Raw genomic sequence first — 16,208 nt, forward strand, 5'->3', positions numbered from 1 at the left:
AACAATGTTCTACCAATGTTAGCTTTGTGCATTCAAGGTGCAGGCTTATCTTGCGATGCACAGCATTTGGGCATAATTTTGCTTATGAATACGTATTCATCTTGAGTGAACGACAGAATAAGTTTAATAAATGAGCATGGCGAAACCGAGACTGATTACTTACGGGCAGGCTTACGGATTTCGCAGCAATAAAACAACAACAGACCGGGGAAGGTAGGGTTATGAATAAATTTAAACTCAGTATGCTGACATTGGCGTTAGCGGCAGCGGGCAGTAGCTCAATGGTGTTGGCACAAGAGGCGACAGACGCACAAGCCGCTCAAGCGCAAGAAGAAGCGATTGAAGTGATTTCAGTACGTGGTTTTCGCCGCAGCTTGCAAGAGTCTCAGAACATTAAGATGTTCAATAGTTCAATTGTAGAAGCGGTTTCTGCAGAAGACATTGGTAAGTTACCTGACGTCAGTATTGCTGAATCATTAGCTCGCTTACCCGGTTTAACGGCACAGCGTTTAAATGGTCGCAGCCAGGTCATCAGTATCCGTGGTTTAGCACCCGATTTCTCTACCGCGTTATTAAATGGCCGTGAGCAAGTGAGCTCAGGCGACAACCGCGGCGTCGAGTTCGACCAGTATCCATCTGAATTACTTAGTGGCGTGGTCGTTTATAAAACGCCAGACGCGGCTTTACTGGGCCAAGGTTTAGCCGGTACGGCGGATATGCGTTTGGTTAGCCCATTAACACACGGTGAAACCACGGTAGTGGTGAACGCGCGTTACGAATGGAGCCAAATTGATGCGTTAAATGCCGGTGCCGATGACACGGGTAAACGTTTTAGCATCTCTTATATCGACCAATTTGCCGATAACACCATTGGCGTGGCCTTAGGTTATGCCAACATGTCTAACCCAGTGCAAATCGAGCGGTTTGAAGCATGGGGTTATGCTGATACAGCGGATGGCAATAAAGTGATCGGCGGCGGTAAAGTGTATGCAAACTCTAACTTATTAGAGCGCGACGGTTTTATCGGCGTGTTAGAATACAAGCCTAGCGATAAATTCAGCAGCACCCTTGATTTTTATTACTCACAGTTTGATGAAACGCAGCGCACCAGCTTTATTGAGTTACCTTTATTTTGGGGTGGCGCGCCACTGGTTAATGCAACGGTTGAAAACGGTTTAGTGACCTCAGGTGGCTACACAGGCGTAAAAGGCATTGTGCGTAACCACGGCAACTACCGCGAAAGTGAATTATTCTCGTTGGGTTGGAAAAACGAGTTCAAGTTATCTGATCGTTGGGATGCTACGTTAGATATTAGTCACTCATCCTTAGACCGTACCGATTTAATTTTAGAATCAGATGCCGGTACTGGCCCTGCTGGAACAGGCGCTTTAGATAACTTATCTTTCGCCATGGGCCCGAATGGCCCTGTCTTTAACACTACGCTTAACTATGCTGATCCCAGCTTAATTTTACTCACCAGTCCGCAAGGTTGGGGTGGCGATATTATCCCTGGCGGACAGTTAGGTTATTTCAACTCACCTGGTATTACCGATGATTTGAATCAGCTGCGTTTTAGTGCACAAACCATGCTAGAAAGCGAAAACTTCGATTCATTAGAAGTGGGTATTAACTACAGCAACCGTGAAAAAGACAAGCAAGCTAACGAGTTCTTCCTGGCATTACCTAATGGCGCCTTATCTGCGCCGATCCCGAACGTGGCCGGCACAACCAGCTTAGCCGCTTTCGGTATTCCAGGCATGGTGAGCTACGATCCGCGCGAGTTAATTGATACCGGTGCGCTCGTCAAAGTGCGTAACCCCAATGCTGACGTTTTGATTAAAGATTGGAACGTAGAAGAAGACGTGATCACCGGTTATATCAAAGTGGGTATTAACAGCCGTATTGGTGAAATCCCCGTCACCGGTAATGTGGGTACGCAATTAGTGCACACTGACCAATCTTCTTTCGCGTTAGCGGCGTCAGGCTCAGGTATTAACGTATCGTCTTTCCGTTTAGACGGTGGCGATAAATACTGGGAAGTACTGCCTAGCTTAAACCTGAATTTTGAAGTAGGTATGGCGAAATATGTCCGTGTTGGTTTAGCGCGGACCATGGCGCGGGCGCGGATGGATCAGATGCGGGCGAGCCAAGATTTCGGCTTCAACCCTGCACTGAATAACGCACAAGCAACGCCAGAGCAAAATTCTCCTTGGAGCGCTAGTGGTGGTAACCCTGCCTTACGCCCTTGGATTGCTAATTCACTGGATGTCTCTTACGAGCAGTATTTCGACAACAGTAATGGTTATGTGGCCGTTGCTGCTTTCTACAAAGATTTAGAAAGCTACATCTATGATCAGCGCGTGATCCAAGACTTTACTGGTTTCCCATCAGGTGGCGAAGTGCCGGTGATTAACCAAGGTATTGCGACGACACCACAAAATGGTGAAGGCGGTCGGATCAACGGTTTAGAATTTACCTTATCGGCTAGCGGCGGCATGCTAACGCCAGCGTTAGACAACTTTGGCGCGGTATTAACGGGTTCTTGGACTGATAGTAATATCAAAGCGAATCCTGATGATCCTGCTACGCCGTTACCCGGTTTATCAGAGAAAGTGGCTAACTTAACGTTCTACTACGAAAACGAAGGCTTCTCTGCACGGATCAGCAGCCGTTATCGTTCAGATTTCTTAGGTGAAATCTCAGGCTTTGGTAATGGTCGTAACTTACGGATGATTGAAGCAGAAACCGTCGTAGATGCTCAGTTAAGCTACAGCTTCTCGGGTGACTATGAAGGTCTGACGTTGTTACTGCAAGCGAACAACATTACCGATGAACCTTTTGTGCGGGTTGAAGGTGATGACACGCGTCGCGTGATTGAGTATCAGCGCTACGGTCGCTCATTTATGGCCGGTGTGTCATATAAGTTTTAATAAAGTCTAACTGACTAAGCCGCCCCTGCTGTTATCATCGATAACCAGGGGCTTTTTTATCATGGAGACAACAGACGGATGATGCAGCAACGCGCGATTAAAAAAGTATTAATTGTTGGCGGTGGTACAGCAGGCTGGATGTCAGCGGCTATGCTGGCAAGGTTTATGGGCCAACAAGTACAAATCCAACTTATTGAATCTGATGCTATTGCCACTGTTGGTGTGGGCGAAGCAACCATTCCGGCCATTCAACACTTTAATGCGGCGCTCGGTATTAACGAAGCCGAGTTTTTGCAAGCCACCAAGGGCACCATCAAATTAGGCATACAATTTGAGAATTGGGGCAAGCTGGGCGACAGTTACATGCATGCCTTTGGACCTATTGGCAAACCCTTAGGTTTTACCTCGTTTCATCATTTTTGGTTAGCGGCACGTGCTCGCGGTGATAGCCGCAGTTTTTGGGAGTTTTCATTAAATTATCAGGCCGCGCGTGCCGGTAAATACCAGCCTTTAGCGCAGATCCCGAATACCCCCTTACAAGGTTTAGTGCATGCCTATCATTTTGACGCCGGTTTATATGCCGCTTTTTTACGCCAATACAGTGAGCGCTTAGGCGTTAGCCGCACCGAAGGCACTATCGCTGCGGTAACCCAGCATCCTTCTGAGGCAATTGCAGAGGTGGTATTAACCGATGGCCAAAAGTTGGCAGCCGATTTATTTATTGATTGTTCGGGCAGTCGCGCTTTATTAATTGGGCAGCAATTAGCCGTAGGCTATGAAGATTGGCAACACTGGTTGCCTTGTGACAGCGCTTTAGCGGTACCATCAGCCGCAACACAACCTATTTTACCGTACACGCGCGCTATCGCCCGAGATGCTGGATGGCAATGGCGTATTCCGTTACAGCATCGAACCGGTAATGGCTTGGTGTACAGCAGCCAATTTTTAAGCGATGAACAAGCACAGCACACTTTAATGGATCATTTAGATGCACCGGCCTTAGCCGATCCGCGCAAAATTAGCTTTGTAACGGGCCGGCGTAAACAGCAATGGCAGCACAACTGTGTGGCGATTGGCTTATCAAGTGGCTTTCTCGAACCGTTAGAATCGACCAGTATTCATCTGATCCAAAGTGCCATAGTGCGCTTAGTACAGTGCTTTCCTACTGCGGTGGATATGGCTAAATTACGCCAAGAATATAATCGGCAATCCGCTGAGGAATACGTTGCTATCCGTGATTTTATTATTCTGCATTATCATTTAAATCAGCGCACTGATCAGGGTTTGTGGCAATATTGTCAGCAAATGACCTTGCCTGATTCGCTGGCGCAACGTATAGCGCTGTTTGCTGAAAATGCTGCCGTGTTTCGTCAACAAGATGAGTTATTTACCGAAGTAGCTTGGCAGCAAGTGATGCTAGGGCAACATGTCTTACCTAAGCACTATCATCCCTTGGCGGAAAGTTTGTCAGCTGGGCAGTTAACCGGCTTTTTAGATGATATCCAGTTAATTATGCAGCGCACCGCAGCCCAACTACCTAGTCACCAACAATTTTTGCAGCGAAGCGCGGCCGGGCAGTGAAGGCTAAACGTTGATGCTGACAGCGTGCTGTTAAAGAAACGGGCAACATAACCGTGCTGAGGAAAAGCCGCTAATGTGGGATGGATAACGCCATCAAAGTAAGAGAAAGTCACCGTACTGGCAGTAGACGACATACCGTATGTATGTTGTCTACTGCGTTTAAATACAGCGTAAAAGCGGCGAAAACCTGAATTTTTACTTAGTTTTGTTTTAAATGCACAGTTTGCCATAGGTTCTGGTTTTCTGGCACACTAAAGAAGCTTTCTGGATACCAGCACTTAGGCAAGAGTACATTCATGTAGTTCTCTTCGCCGTCTTTAAACAGTATATTTAGCAACTCTTTTAACCGCTCTTCTGGCAGCCGCTTTAAACGGTCTCGCGCGGGTTTAAAAAATAAATTCAGCTCGCTGCTTAAACTAATATTATGCCCCGTATTGCGATATTGCATATTACGGCTCACTACACGACAGCCAGGTTGATCCGGTTTTTCGGGATAAAGGGTGTTCACAATGGCAAACTCATATTTCATTTGTGGTTTACCATCATCACCCAGAGGCGTGAACACTACGCCATAGCCTTGCGGGAACAAACCAACAATCCGAAACAGCCTGTCAACTAACACGCCATGATAATCACCACGTTGCACACCATCTCGCATTAACAATGCTGCTTTAGGTAAGGCATCATAGTTATAGCGCGGCCGGCCCGGTAAGGCGACAGAGGCATAAGCTTGCGGCACTTTAAATAAGCTGCCTAGCGGGGTATTGGGTTTGGCACTAATAAAACGTTGTAATTGTTTTAATAAGCGTTCGTGTTGCTGTTGATGTAAATCACGTTCTTCGCGTTTATTACCTCTATAAGGTAATTCGCCCAGGCCATATTTTAATAAGTCGAGGCTGCCGGTAAGGCAATGGCTTAATAACTCTTTCCGTTGCTCCTGAGTCAAGGCTCGCTCGGCCTTGTCACCACCATTTTGTTTGGCAAGCAATTGCTGTGCTGGTAAACACATTAAGCCCGCATGTTGAATGATACAGCCCATCACTATCGGTATTTGCAGCTTTTGCCGATAGGGGCAGTCTGTTAAAGAGCCCACATTGCGTTCTTGATACCACTCTTGCCAAAGTGGTTCTTTTAAGATGTTTTGTTCTAGTAAGTCTTCTAACAAGCGCAAGGTAAGTAAGGCGCGATAACAAGGTTTATAGGCGTTTTCCAGTAAGAGCGTTTTGCGTTTATTTGAGCTTGCAGTCATTAACAAACCACCAAGCAAGCGAGCACTAGCCGTTTGTGTTTCGAGCGGCGTGGTACCTTCACTCAGTTTTAGCAGGGCTTCTGCGGCTTGGCGCAACAACGTCCAACACCGGATACGTCGCTTTTCGTCTTCAAATTGCAAATCAGTAAAAAGGCTACGGTTTTTGCGTTGAACCTCGGCAATATCACCCGCTTGTTGACTTTGCTTCCAAACAAGTTCCGCTTGATGTAAAGCACGTTGTTGTTCTTGATATTGCGCAAAAAAATCTACCGCCTCGTTATAAAAACAAGCTTGCTGAGTGCTATAAAACTGTGCCAATAGCTGCTCAAGGTTCCGCACAAAAACCGATTTTTTGGGAAGCGCAAGATTCAAAACTAAACCCCGATATGAGTTGATTTATAAAACAAAATACCATTCCCGATCTAGGCTGCAAAGTAGCAATAGAGCAAAAGTTGAAATTAAAAAACATTTTGTTTTTACGAAAAAGTTATTTTCTGCACGATTCACCGCATAATTACCAATTAACGGGACTAAGTAAGTGATTTACTCGTTTTTTGCTGCAATTTCATGTAAGCTGCGCGCCCTTCATTTGGAAGGGCACTGCAGCTGCGGGCAGAGATTTTCGCAGCGACAATTGCGGGAATACGCATGCAATTTACAGATTTACCGTTATCGGCTGACATTTTAAAAGCAGTAGCAGAAAAAGGTTACACCACACCATCACCTATCCAGCAACAAGCCATCCCTGCCGTATTAGCCGGGCGCGATTTAATGGCGGCTGCGCAAACCGGAACCGGTAAAACGGCCGGCTTCACTTTACCTTTATTACAATTATTAGCGGAAGGCCGAACGCAAGGACGTAAAGTACAAGCTAACCAAGTGCGAGCTTTGATCTTAACGCCAACCCGCGAGTTAGCTGCGCAAATCGCAGAAAACGTGGCGTTATATGGTAAATACTTACCACTGCGTAGCACTTTAGTGTTTGGTGGCGTGAAAATTAACCCGCAAATGATGGCGCTTCGCAAAGGCGTTGATATTCTGATTGCTACGCCAGGCCGTTTAATGGATTTATATCAACAAAATGCCGTGCGCTTTAATCAGCTTGAAGTGCTGGTGTTAGATGAAGCTGACCGTATGCTTGATATGGGCTTTATTCGCGATATTAAAAAAATCTTAGCGTTATTACCCCCTAAGCGGCAAAACCTGTTGTTTTCGGCAACCTTTTCCAACGAAATTCGTACTTTGGCAAAAGGTCTGTTAAACGACCCATTAGAAGTGACGGTAACTCCGCCAAACAGTACGGTCGAGCGCATCGAACAGTGGCTGTATCCGGTAGATAAAAGCCAAAAAGCTGCCTTGCTCATTCAACAAATTAACGAGCATAAATGGCAGCAGGTATTGGTGTTTACCAAAACCAAACACGGCGCCAACAAGCTAACTCTACAATTAGAAAAAGCGGGCATCACGGCTATGGCTATCCATGGTAATAAAAGCCAAAACGCCCGTACCAAAGCCCTCGCTGAATTTAAAGCGGGCGGAGTACGGGTGTTAGTGGCGACTGATATCGCCGCCCGTGGTTTAGATATTCAGCAACTGCCACAAGTCGTCAACTTTGAATTACCCAATGTTCCTGAAGACTACGTGCACCGCATAGGCCGCACAGGTCGCGCTGGCGCCGCAGGTTTAGCGGTGTCATTAGTGTGTGCAGAAGAGTTAAAAGAGTTGGTGGGTATTGAGCGGTTAATTAAGCAACTACTGCCAAGGCAGATGATTGCCGGTTTTACGCCGCAGCAGCCTTTACCTGTTACCACGGCTAATAGCAAAGCACCTCGGGCCGTTGCAGCAAAAAGACCACAGGCACGCGATCACCGAGCAGGTCAGCGTAGCGTTTCGCAAAAACATTAAAGCCTTTTGATTGCGCAGCGGATTAATTCTGCTGCGCTCTTGTGCTAGTAGCGTTAAAGTTTATACTGACAATCAGTAGTGCTTTAGGGTTACGTAATATGTATGGTTTTATTGCAAGACAACCCATCTTTAATGTGTCGAAAGAGACTATCGGCTACGAGCTATTGTTTCGAGATGGTGAGGCGAATGCCTTTCCCAATATAAACGCCGATGAGGCTACATCTAAACTCTTGATGCAACATCATTTATTGTTGGGTGTCGAAAAGGTCGCCGCCAATAAACTCGCTTTTATCAATTTTTCTGAAGACACCTTGATTTATCACTTTCCCACGTCAATTCGCCCAGAAAGTATGGTCATTGAAGTATTAGAATCGGTTCCTGCCTCTGAGGAGCTGTTGCATACCTTAAAGTTTTTGCATGACCGCGGCTATAAATTAGCGTTAGATGATCATGACTTTGATGAAAAATGGCGGCCTTTTTTACCTTACATTACCTATTTAAAAGTTGATATTCAGCAGTTTAACATGCTGCAAATTAGTAACAAATTACGCGAGTTAAAACAATTTCCATTGATCTTATTAGCCGAGCGTGTAGAAACCGCTGAACAATTTGAGCAGTTAAAGGTTTTGGGTTTTCATTTGTTTCAGGGCTATTTATTCGCTCGCCCAGAGATGATGAAGCACAAACAATTACCGGTAAACAAAACGACCTTATTGGAGTTAATTGCTGAAGCGTCATCCAGCAAAATGAATTTTAATCGGCTAGCTGAGTGTTGTCAGCGCGATGTGGGCTTATCTTACAAATTGCTGTGTTTTATTAATAATTCCGGGCCTATGCGTGCAGAAAAAATTTCTTCTTTAAAGCATGCCATGGTCTTTATGGGCGAAACGGAATTAAAGAAATTTATTTCGTTGTTAGCGTTAGCCAATTTAGCGGATGGCGGCATTGATGAGCGGATCACCCAATCTTTAGTGCGGGCTTATTTTTGCGGGCAACTCGCAAAACAAAAGAAATTGCCTGACAATCCTCCAAGTGCTTTCTTAGCCGGTTTGTTTTCAAATGTGCACGAAATAGTCGAGCAACCGCTGGCAGAACTATTGCAACAATTACCGCTGTTAGACAATGTAAAACAAGCACTGTTAACAAGACAAGGTGTGTTAGGGCAATTTTTACAATTGATCGAAGCCTTTGAACAAGCTGAATGGTCAAGAATGGAGCAACTAAAACAGGCTCTCGACCCACTGACCGACTTGCAGGAGCTTTATCAAGAAGCCGTATTATGGACTGAGCAAGTGTTGCAACCCTAATTTGGGTATCGACCTGTTGCATACGTATGCACCAAAAAAAGGCAATGCTTGCGTCAAAAATTGCGGTAACTTATTGGGATCAACCCAATAGGTAGCAGCAAGATGATAAAAAGAATTCGCTTATTGAGCTTGGCAGCACTCGCAGTGTTGGCCGGCTGTGATAAAGCCCCCACACCCGCATCGCACACCGCAACATCGCCAGCCGCGGTTAGCGCAGACTCGGAAAACACCGCTGCACAGGGCAAGGCGGTGGTATATCAAATGTTTACTCGTCTTTATGCCAATACCACCAGTACTAACAAACCCTGGGGTTCGCTGGCGCAAAATGGCGTGGGTAAATTTAATGACATCAATGATGACGCCCTACGTGGCATCAAAGCATTGGGGACCACCCATATTTGGTTTACCGGTGTGCCACATCATGCGCTTATTGCCGATTATAGTGCTTATGGTATCAGTGATGACGATCCAGATGTAGTGAAAGGCCGCGCCGGTTCGCCGTATGCGGTAAAAGATTATTACAGTGTAAATCCTGATTTAGCGGTTGATCCTGCTGAGCGTTTACAAGAATTCCAAGCGTTGATTGCGCGTACTCACCAGCATGGCATGCAGGTGTTAATTGATATTGTACCCAATCATGTGGCGCGCTCTTATCAGTCGCTGGCGAAACCAGCTGGCGTGGCTGATTTTGGCGCGAATGATGATACCAGTGTGGTCTATGCGCGAGACAATAACTTTTACTATGTGCCTGGCGAAGCCTTTCAAGTACCTGACTGGCCCGCTGATTATCAAGTGTTAGGGGGGCAAGCGCATCCGTTGGCTGATGGCCAATTTAACGAAAATCCGGCGAAATGGACCGGTAATGGTGCACGAGCGGCCAAACCCGCCTTTGATGATTGGTATGAAACGGTCAAAATCAATTATGGTGTGCGGCCTGATGGCAGTTATGATTTTGACCGCTTGCCGGCTGATTATGCCCAGAAAGATTGGCAAGCGCATTACCAGTTTTGGCAAGGTAAGTCAGTGCCTGACTCTTGGTTAAAATTCCGTGATATTACGCAATATTGGCTGCAACTGGGGGTGGATGGCTTTCGTTATGATATGGCCGAAATGGTGCCCGTGGAGTTTTGGAGTTATTTAAACGCGCATATCAAACACACTAATCCGCAAGCTTTTTTACTCGCAGAAGTGTATCAGCCGGCGCTATATCGCGACTATATACAGTTAGGTTTAATGGACTATTTGTATGACAAGGTTGAATTTTACGACAGCTTAAAATTAGTGATGCAAGGCAAAGGACCTACCTCAGCCTTAGTGCAGGTGCAGCAGCGCATGGCGGATATTGAACACCATATGCTGCATTTTTTAGAAAATCATGACGAGCAGCGCATTGCCAGCCCCGAGTTTGCTGGAGATGCGCGTAAAGGCATGCCAGCCATGGTGGTCTCAACATTAATCAGTAGTTCACCCACGATGCTGTATTTTGGCCAAGAAGTCGGTGAGCCGGCGAGCGAAGATGCCGGTTTTGGCAAAGCGAGTCGCACCACGATTTTTGATTATTGGGGCGTACCGCATCATCAGCGCTGGGTGAATGGCGGGAAGTTTGATGGTGGCGCATTGACGCCCGCCGAAATGAACTTGCGGCATTTTTATCAACGCTTGCTTAGCTTTAGTCGCGAAGCGCCGGCATTAAACGGTGATTATGTGGAATTGCATACGCTAAATTTAGCGGCAGGCAGTGCTTATTCAGAGCAGCAATTGGCTTTTGCACGGTTTTCTAACGAACAACAATTGGTGGTGGTTAGCCATTTCAATGCCACAGAGTCAGTCGAATTTCAGCTGCAATTACCTCGCACGCTCATGCAGCGATGGCAATTAGCCGATGGCAAATATGCATTACATGAACAGTTAACGGGTGTAAACCATGAACTAGTAGTGACCAATGGTGAAGGCCGTATTGCGGTGAAGTTGGCACCACTGGGTTCTTTGGTATATCAATTGGTGCGTTAAGGAAAAACTATGCAACGTTATTTTCAATGGTTGGTGTGTAGTGCGCTGCTGTTTGCCTCGCTGCTACTCGGCGCGGCGGAACATTATCAATCACATCGGGTTAATGATAACCAGCTTATTTTAACCACCGACCGTGGCCAAGTGAGTGTGCGCTTTCAACACGAAGCGGCAGTTGAAGTGTGGTATCAGCCGGAAGGGCGACAACAACTACCATCACTGATTTTAGCCGATAAAACACCTGCAGTAGCACTAACTTTGCAGCAACAGCCTGAGCAGCTGATCTTGCAAAGCGCCCGCTTGCGGGTCGAAATACAAAAAAGCCCACTGGCATTACGTTTTTATCAAGGTGAGCAGTTACTGACTGAAGATATTGCGGGTTTGTTGCAACCCGACGCTACAAAAATTGCTTTTAAGTTTCGTTTAACGCCCGAGGAGATGTTATTTGGCGGAGGCCAGCGCGTGCTGGGTATGGATCGCCGTGGCCATAAATTACCGCTGTATAACAAAGCACATTATGGTTATAGCACCGAATCAAACCAGATGTATTTTAGTTTGGCTGGGGTGATGTCGAGTAAAAACTACATGCTGCTATTTGATAATGGTGCTAGCGGCGAGTTGGATCTGGGCCATAGCCAAGCCGATACCTTGGCTTTTCAAGCCGAAGGTGGCCGTAGTGCTTATATCGTTGTGGCAGGGCAAAATACGCCAGAGCTGATTGCTAACTACACAGCGGCGAGTGGTCAGGCACCGTTACCGGCGCGTTGGACTTTAGGCAATTATGCGTCACGTTTTGGTTATCGTACAGAAGCCGAAGCGCGTGATGTGGTGCAAAAATTTCGTGAGCTAAACTTACCATTAGATGCCATCGTCATTGATCTATATTGGTTTGGTAAAGACATTCAAGGCCATATGGGCAACTTGGCTTGGGATACACAGGCGTTTCCTGAGCCGGAGCACATGCTGGCCGACTTTGCCGCCGATGGCATTAAAACCATTTTGGTTACTGAGCCATTTATCTTAACCAGTTCCAAGCGTTGGCAGCAAGCCGTTGACGCCGGTGCTATAGCCTTGGGCCCCGATGGCAAGCCAAACACCTTTGATTTTTATTTTGGCAATACCGGCTTAATTGATGTGTTTAAACCCGAAGCGTCAAGTTGGTTTTGGGGTATTTATCGTGATCTACTGGCGCAAGGGGTTGGTGGTATTTGGGGCGACTTAGGTGAGCCTGAAGTGCACCCGGCGGATACCCAGCATCAGTTACCGGGGATCGGTAGTGTGACGGCCAATGAGGTACACAATGCCTATGGTCAGCGCTGGGCAGAATTAGTCTCTCAAGGCTATCGGCAAGATTTCCCCGAGCAGCGGCCTTTTATTATGATGCGTGCCGGGAATCTTGGTTCGCAGCGTTATGGCATGGTGCCTTGGACCGGCGATGTCGACCGCAGCTGGGGTGGGTTAAAGCCCCAAGTTGAGCTAGCGCTACAAATGGGCTTATTTGGTTTTGGCTATATCCATTCTGATCTGGGTGGCTTTGCCGGCGGTGAGCAGTTTGATGCGGAGCTGTATATTCGCTGGCTGCAGTACGGTGTGTTTCAGCCAGTTTATCGGCCACATGCGCAAGAACATATTGCCCCTGAGCCGGTATTTCACAGTGATGAGGTGATTGACACTCTGCGCCCCTGGCTAAACTTACGTTATCAACTGCTGCCCTATAACTACACGCTGGCCTATCAACATAGCCAAACCGGGATACCCCTGATGCGGCCGTTGTTTTTCCTTGATGAAAGCAATGCATCGTTACGTACTGAGACCAACAGTTACTTATGGGGGGATGCTTTTTTAGTTGCGCCGGTAACAGATCCGGGTGTTACGCAGTGGCCGGTGAATGTGCCTGCTGGCATTTGGTTTGATTTTTTTAACGAAGAACGCATTATTGGCGGCGAAGTTGTAAAGCGTCCAGTCACTCTAGAGACCATACCGGTGTTAGTCAAAGCCGGCAGTTTTATCCCGATGACGGCACCGATCCAGCGCACCGCAGATTACTCTAGCCAAGCGCTTACCCTACATTATTACGCGGATACCAGTTTAAGCTCGGCTAAAGGCCAGATGTTTGAAGATGACGGCGTAACGCCCGATTCGCTTGCTAAAGGCCAATATGAATTGCTGAGCTTTAACGCAGAGCATAGTAACGAAAAGCTGCTGTTTTCGTTGCAGCGCCAAGGTGGAGATTATCAGGGGAAGCCCGCACAGCGTGAGTTAACCCTCGTCGTGCATAATCAACGCGGCAAACCAGACAAAATCTATGTCGATGGCCAGTATATTCCGCTCGTCGCGCAACCACAGCGCTTTGCGAAAGGCCAACAGTTGGCTTGGTACGATAAAGCGGCAAAAAAAGTGTATATCAAACTCACGTGGCAGGCTGAGTTGAGTCAGATTGTCATTAAATAGTCTCAGTACTGATCACTAGCGCCGGTTTTATCTGGCGCTGTTTACTTAAACAGGAGCTCATCTTACATGCGCTTTTTGCTGCTTGCTGTCATTCTGCTTGGTTGTAACTTACCGCTTCACGCCAGCATGCCAACGTTACAACGGGTAGAGCCGTTAAATTGGTGGGTGGGCATGCAGCATCCAACGGTTGAACTGCTGTTATATGGTAAAAATATCAGTAGCTTAACACCTGCGTTAACTTACCCTGGGGTAACGATTAGCCAGGTCACGCGCACTGACAATCCCAACTATTTGTTTGTGGAGCTCACTATCGCTGCTGAGGCAAAAGCCGGGCAGTTGCCGCTGCAACTAAAGCAGGGAGCAAAGGTAGCACTTCGCTATGATTATCCGCTGCTTTCGCGAGCGCTGGGTTCCGCGAAGCGGCAAGGCTTTAATGGCAGTGATGTGATTTATTTGCTTACCCCTGATCGTTTTGTCAACGGCGATCCGAGCAATGATACAGTACCCGCCATGCAAGAAGGTGAGGAGCGTGCAAAGGATAATGGTCGTCATGGTGGCGATATCGCGGGTATGCAAGCGGCACTGCCGTACCTTGCAACCTTGGGTATTACGGCGGTGTGGCCCACACCCTTAACCGAAAATAACCAACCGGCGTATTCTTATCACGGTTATTCAGCCACCGATTTTTACCAAGTTGACCCGCGCTTTGGCAGCAATGCGCAATTTCGTGACTTTGTCGCCGCTGCGAATCGTCGTGGCATTAAAGTGATTCAGGATATTATTGTTAATCATATCGGTAGTAAGCATTGGTGGCTGACCGATTTACCCACGCAAGATTGGCTTAATTTTCCAAGCGGTGATGCAAAGGGGCGCTTTGTGCCAACCAATCACAACCGCAGTACCATTCAAGACCCCTATGCTGCCGCAGGTGATCGCCAATTATTTACCGATGGCTGGTTTGTCGATAGCATGCCGGATCTGAATCAACGGCAACCACAATTAGCCACTTACCTGATTCAAAACAGTATTTGGTGGGTGGAATATGCCGGTTTATCAGGCATTCGTGAAGATACCTATTCTTATGCCGATAAAGCCTTTTTAAGCGAATGGGGCCGGCGCATTATGCAGGAATACCCACACTTTAATATCGTGGGCGAAGAATGGAGCCCTAATCCGTTGATCGTGTCTTACTGGCAGGCCGGTAAACAAAATAAAGACGGTTATGTCTCGCATACGCCGGCCATGTTGGATTTTCCGCTCTACGATGCCTTATTAAATGCCTTAGTGGAGCAAGAGAGCTGGAACAGTGGTTGGATCAGGCTGTATGAAATGCTCAGTAATGATCATGTGTATGCCGATCCCTTTAACTTGGTGATTTTTGAAGGTAATCATGACACAGCGCGGCTATTTTCAGTGCTCAATGAAGATATGGACTTGTATCGGATGGCACTGAGTTATCTGGTAACGATGCGCGGTATCCCGCAACTGTTTTATGGTACAGAATTAGCGATGACTAGCCCTCAGCAGCGTGACGATGGCAAAGTGCGCGCTGACTTTCCGGGCGGCTGGGCCGGCGATCAGGTGAATGCGTTTACCGGTAAAGGTTTAAACACAACGCAGCGTCAGGCGCAGCAGCTAGTGAAAACGTTGCTGAATTGGCGTAAAACTGCGAGTGCGGTACATAACGGTAAATTAAAACATTTTGCGCCGGATCGCGGCACTTATACTTATTTTCGCTACAATGAGCAGCAGACGGTGATGGTGGTGCTGAATAAGCAACACGAGGCAGTGACACTGGATTTAGCGCGTTTTCGTGAAGTGCTAGCGACAGATAAAACCGCCACCAATGTGCTGACCGGTAACGTTGTGAGTTTGCAACAGCCACTGAGTATTCCTGCGCGTGGGAGTGTTATCTTGAATATAAGATAAGGCGCAGAAATATGGCTATTTATATACCCAGCTATAGATAGCCTATAGCACGTACCAGAGCATTTTTAAGCTGAGTAAGATCAACAAAATAGCGAAGATTTTTCGCAAGGTGTTCACGGGTAATTTGTGTGCCAGTTTTGCGCCAATGCGAGCAGTAAAAAAACTGGCTGCAGAGATTAAAACAACGCCAGGTAAATACACTAAACCCACAGTGTAGGGTAAATCCAGCTGTGGTTGGGCGTTCAGTAAATAACCCGAGGCACCGGCTAACGAGATAGGTAAACCAATCGCCGCTGAGGTGCCAATGGCATACTTTAACGTGATGTTGCGCCAACTTAAATAGGGTACGGTGAGAGTGCCACCGCCAATGGATACCAAGGCTGAAATAGCGCCAACACCCGTACCAACTGCCGCTAACTCCAGTTTTCTGGGGTTTCTACTTTCAGCCACAATGGCTTTTTTCGGCCTTAGCATTTTTATCCCAATGTAGCTCATAAAAATGGCAAAAAATACCGCAAGGGCATAACCACTGATCCGTGCTGCGATAAAGGTGGCGGCAAAAGAGCCGATAATCAGCCAAGGGGCCATCACTTTTACGATTGGCCAAAGTACACCGCCTTTGGCGTGATGCACGCGCAGGCTCGAAAGCGACGTCATCATAATAGATGTCATAGAGGTACCAAGGGCCAAGTGTACCACGTAATCGGGTGAGATCCCTTGTGCGACAAAAATACTGGTGAGCATAGGCACCATAATGCCGCCGCCGCCAATACCGAGTAAACCAGCCATAAAGCCAGCAAACACTCCCAAGGATACAAAAGCCAGTATCCATTCAATTGCCATGTATTA

General features: G+C 47.1%; 9 protein-coding genes. 7 read left to right on the plus strand and 2 right to left on the minus strand.

Translation table 11 applies throughout. From position 1 onward, the window contains the following. The first annotated feature begins 221 nt into the window (after nucleotides 1–221). Nucleotides 222–2,930 (plus strand): TonB-dependent receptor, encoded by a 2,709-nt coding sequence (locus ACUJFL_RS02200; protein ID WP_445428367.1) that lies wholly within the window; start codon nucleotides 222–224, stop codon nucleotides 2,928–2,930. Nucleotides 2,931–3,011: 81 nt separating this feature from the next. Next, nucleotides 3,012–4,511, plus strand: coding sequence for a tryptophan halogenase family protein (locus tag ACUJFL_RS02205; RefSeq protein ID WP_445429052.1), 1,500 nt, complete (start codon nucleotides 3,012–3,014; stop codon nucleotides 4,509–4,511). Nucleotides 4,512–4,710: 199 nt separating this feature from the next. Here the strand turns inward: ACUJFL_RS02205 and ACUJFL_RS02210 are convergent, their stop codons facing one another. Next, nucleotides 4,711–6,078 (minus strand): hypothetical protein, encoded by a 1,368-nt coding sequence (locus tag ACUJFL_RS02210; protein ID WP_445428368.1) that lies wholly within the window; start codon nucleotides 6,076–6,078, stop codon nucleotides 4,711–4,713. Between the two features lie 330 nt (nucleotides 6,079–6,408). On the opposite strand from ACUJFL_RS02210, the gene ACUJFL_RS02215 reads away from it, so the two are divergent. From ACUJFL_RS02215 to ACUJFL_RS02235, 5 genes are all read left to right on the plus strand, one after another. After that, nucleotides 6,409–7,665, plus strand: coding sequence for a DEAD/DEAH box helicase (locus ACUJFL_RS02215; protein ID WP_445428369.1), 1,257 nt, complete (start codon nucleotides 6,409–6,411; stop codon nucleotides 7,663–7,665). A 98-nt stretch (nucleotides 7,666–7,763) separates the two neighbouring features. Further along, a complete protein-coding gene (locus ACUJFL_RS02220) occupies nucleotides 7,764–8,972 on the plus strand; it encodes an EAL and HDOD domain-containing protein (RefSeq protein WP_445428370.1) in 1,209 nt (402 codons plus the stop codon). 102 nt (nucleotides 8,973–9,074) lie between these two features. Next, nucleotides 9,075–10,982, plus strand: a complete 1,908-nt coding sequence (locus tag ACUJFL_RS02225; RefSeq protein ID WP_445428371.1) for an alpha-amylase family glycosyl hydrolase — start codon at nucleotides 9,075–9,077, stop codon at nucleotides 10,980–10,982. Between the two features lie 9 nt (nucleotides 10,983–10,991). After that, nucleotides 10,992–13,430 carry a TIM-barrel domain-containing protein gene (locus tag ACUJFL_RS02230; RefSeq protein WP_445428372.1) on the plus strand — a complete coding sequence of 813 codons (2,439 nt, stop codon included), beginning with the start codon at nucleotides 10,992–10,994 and terminating at the stop codon, nucleotides 13,428–13,430. A gap of 66 nt (nucleotides 13,431–13,496) precedes the next feature. Next, entirely contained in the window at nucleotides 13,497–15,359 is a 1,863-nt protein-coding gene (locus ACUJFL_RS02235) for a glycoside hydrolase family 13 protein (protein WP_445428373.1), read from the plus strand. A gap of 42 nt (nucleotides 15,360–15,401) precedes the next feature. Here the strand turns inward: ACUJFL_RS02235 and ACUJFL_RS02240 are convergent, their stop codons facing one another. Then, nucleotides 15,402–16,202 (minus strand): sulfite exporter TauE/SafE family protein, encoded by an 801-nt coding sequence (locus tag ACUJFL_RS02240; protein ID WP_445428374.1) that lies wholly within the window; start codon nucleotides 16,200–16,202, stop codon nucleotides 15,402–15,404. Nucleotides 16,203–16,208 lie beyond the last annotated feature (6 nt).

This window comes from Alishewanella sp. HL-SH05, from assembly GCF_052655985.1.

Bases quoted from the DNA above. Each gene is read 5' to 3' on its own strand.
- ACUJFL_RS02200 (WP_445428367.1), top strand. From the start codon at position 222: ATGAATAAATTTAAACTCAGTATGCTGACATTGGCGTTAGCGGCAGCG.
- ACUJFL_RS02205 (WP_445429052.1), top strand. From the start codon at position 3,012: ATGCAGCAACGCGCGATTAAAAAAGTATTAATTGTTGGCGGTGGTACA.
- ACUJFL_RS02215 (WP_445428369.1), top strand. From the start codon at position 6,409: ATGCAATTTACAGATTTACCGTTATCGGCTGACATTTTAAAAGCAGTA.
- ACUJFL_RS02220 (WP_445428370.1), top strand. From the start codon at position 7,764: ATGTATGGTTTTATTGCAAGACAACCCATCTTTAATGTGTCGAAAGAG.
- ACUJFL_RS02225 (WP_445428371.1), top strand. From the start codon at position 9,075: ATGATAAAAAGAATTCGCTTATTGAGCTTGGCAGCACTCGCAGTGTTG.
- ACUJFL_RS02230 (WP_445428372.1), top strand. From the start codon at position 10,992: ATGCAACGTTATTTTCAATGGTTGGTGTGTAGTGCGCTGCTGTTTGCC.
- ACUJFL_RS02235 (WP_445428373.1), top strand. From the start codon at position 13,497: ATGCGCTTTTTGCTGCTTGCTGTCATTCTGCTTGGTTGTAACTTACCG.
- ACUJFL_RS02240 (WP_445428374.1), bottom strand. From the start codon at position 16,202: ATGGCAATTGAATGGATACTGGCTTTTGTATCCTTGGGAGTGTTTGCT.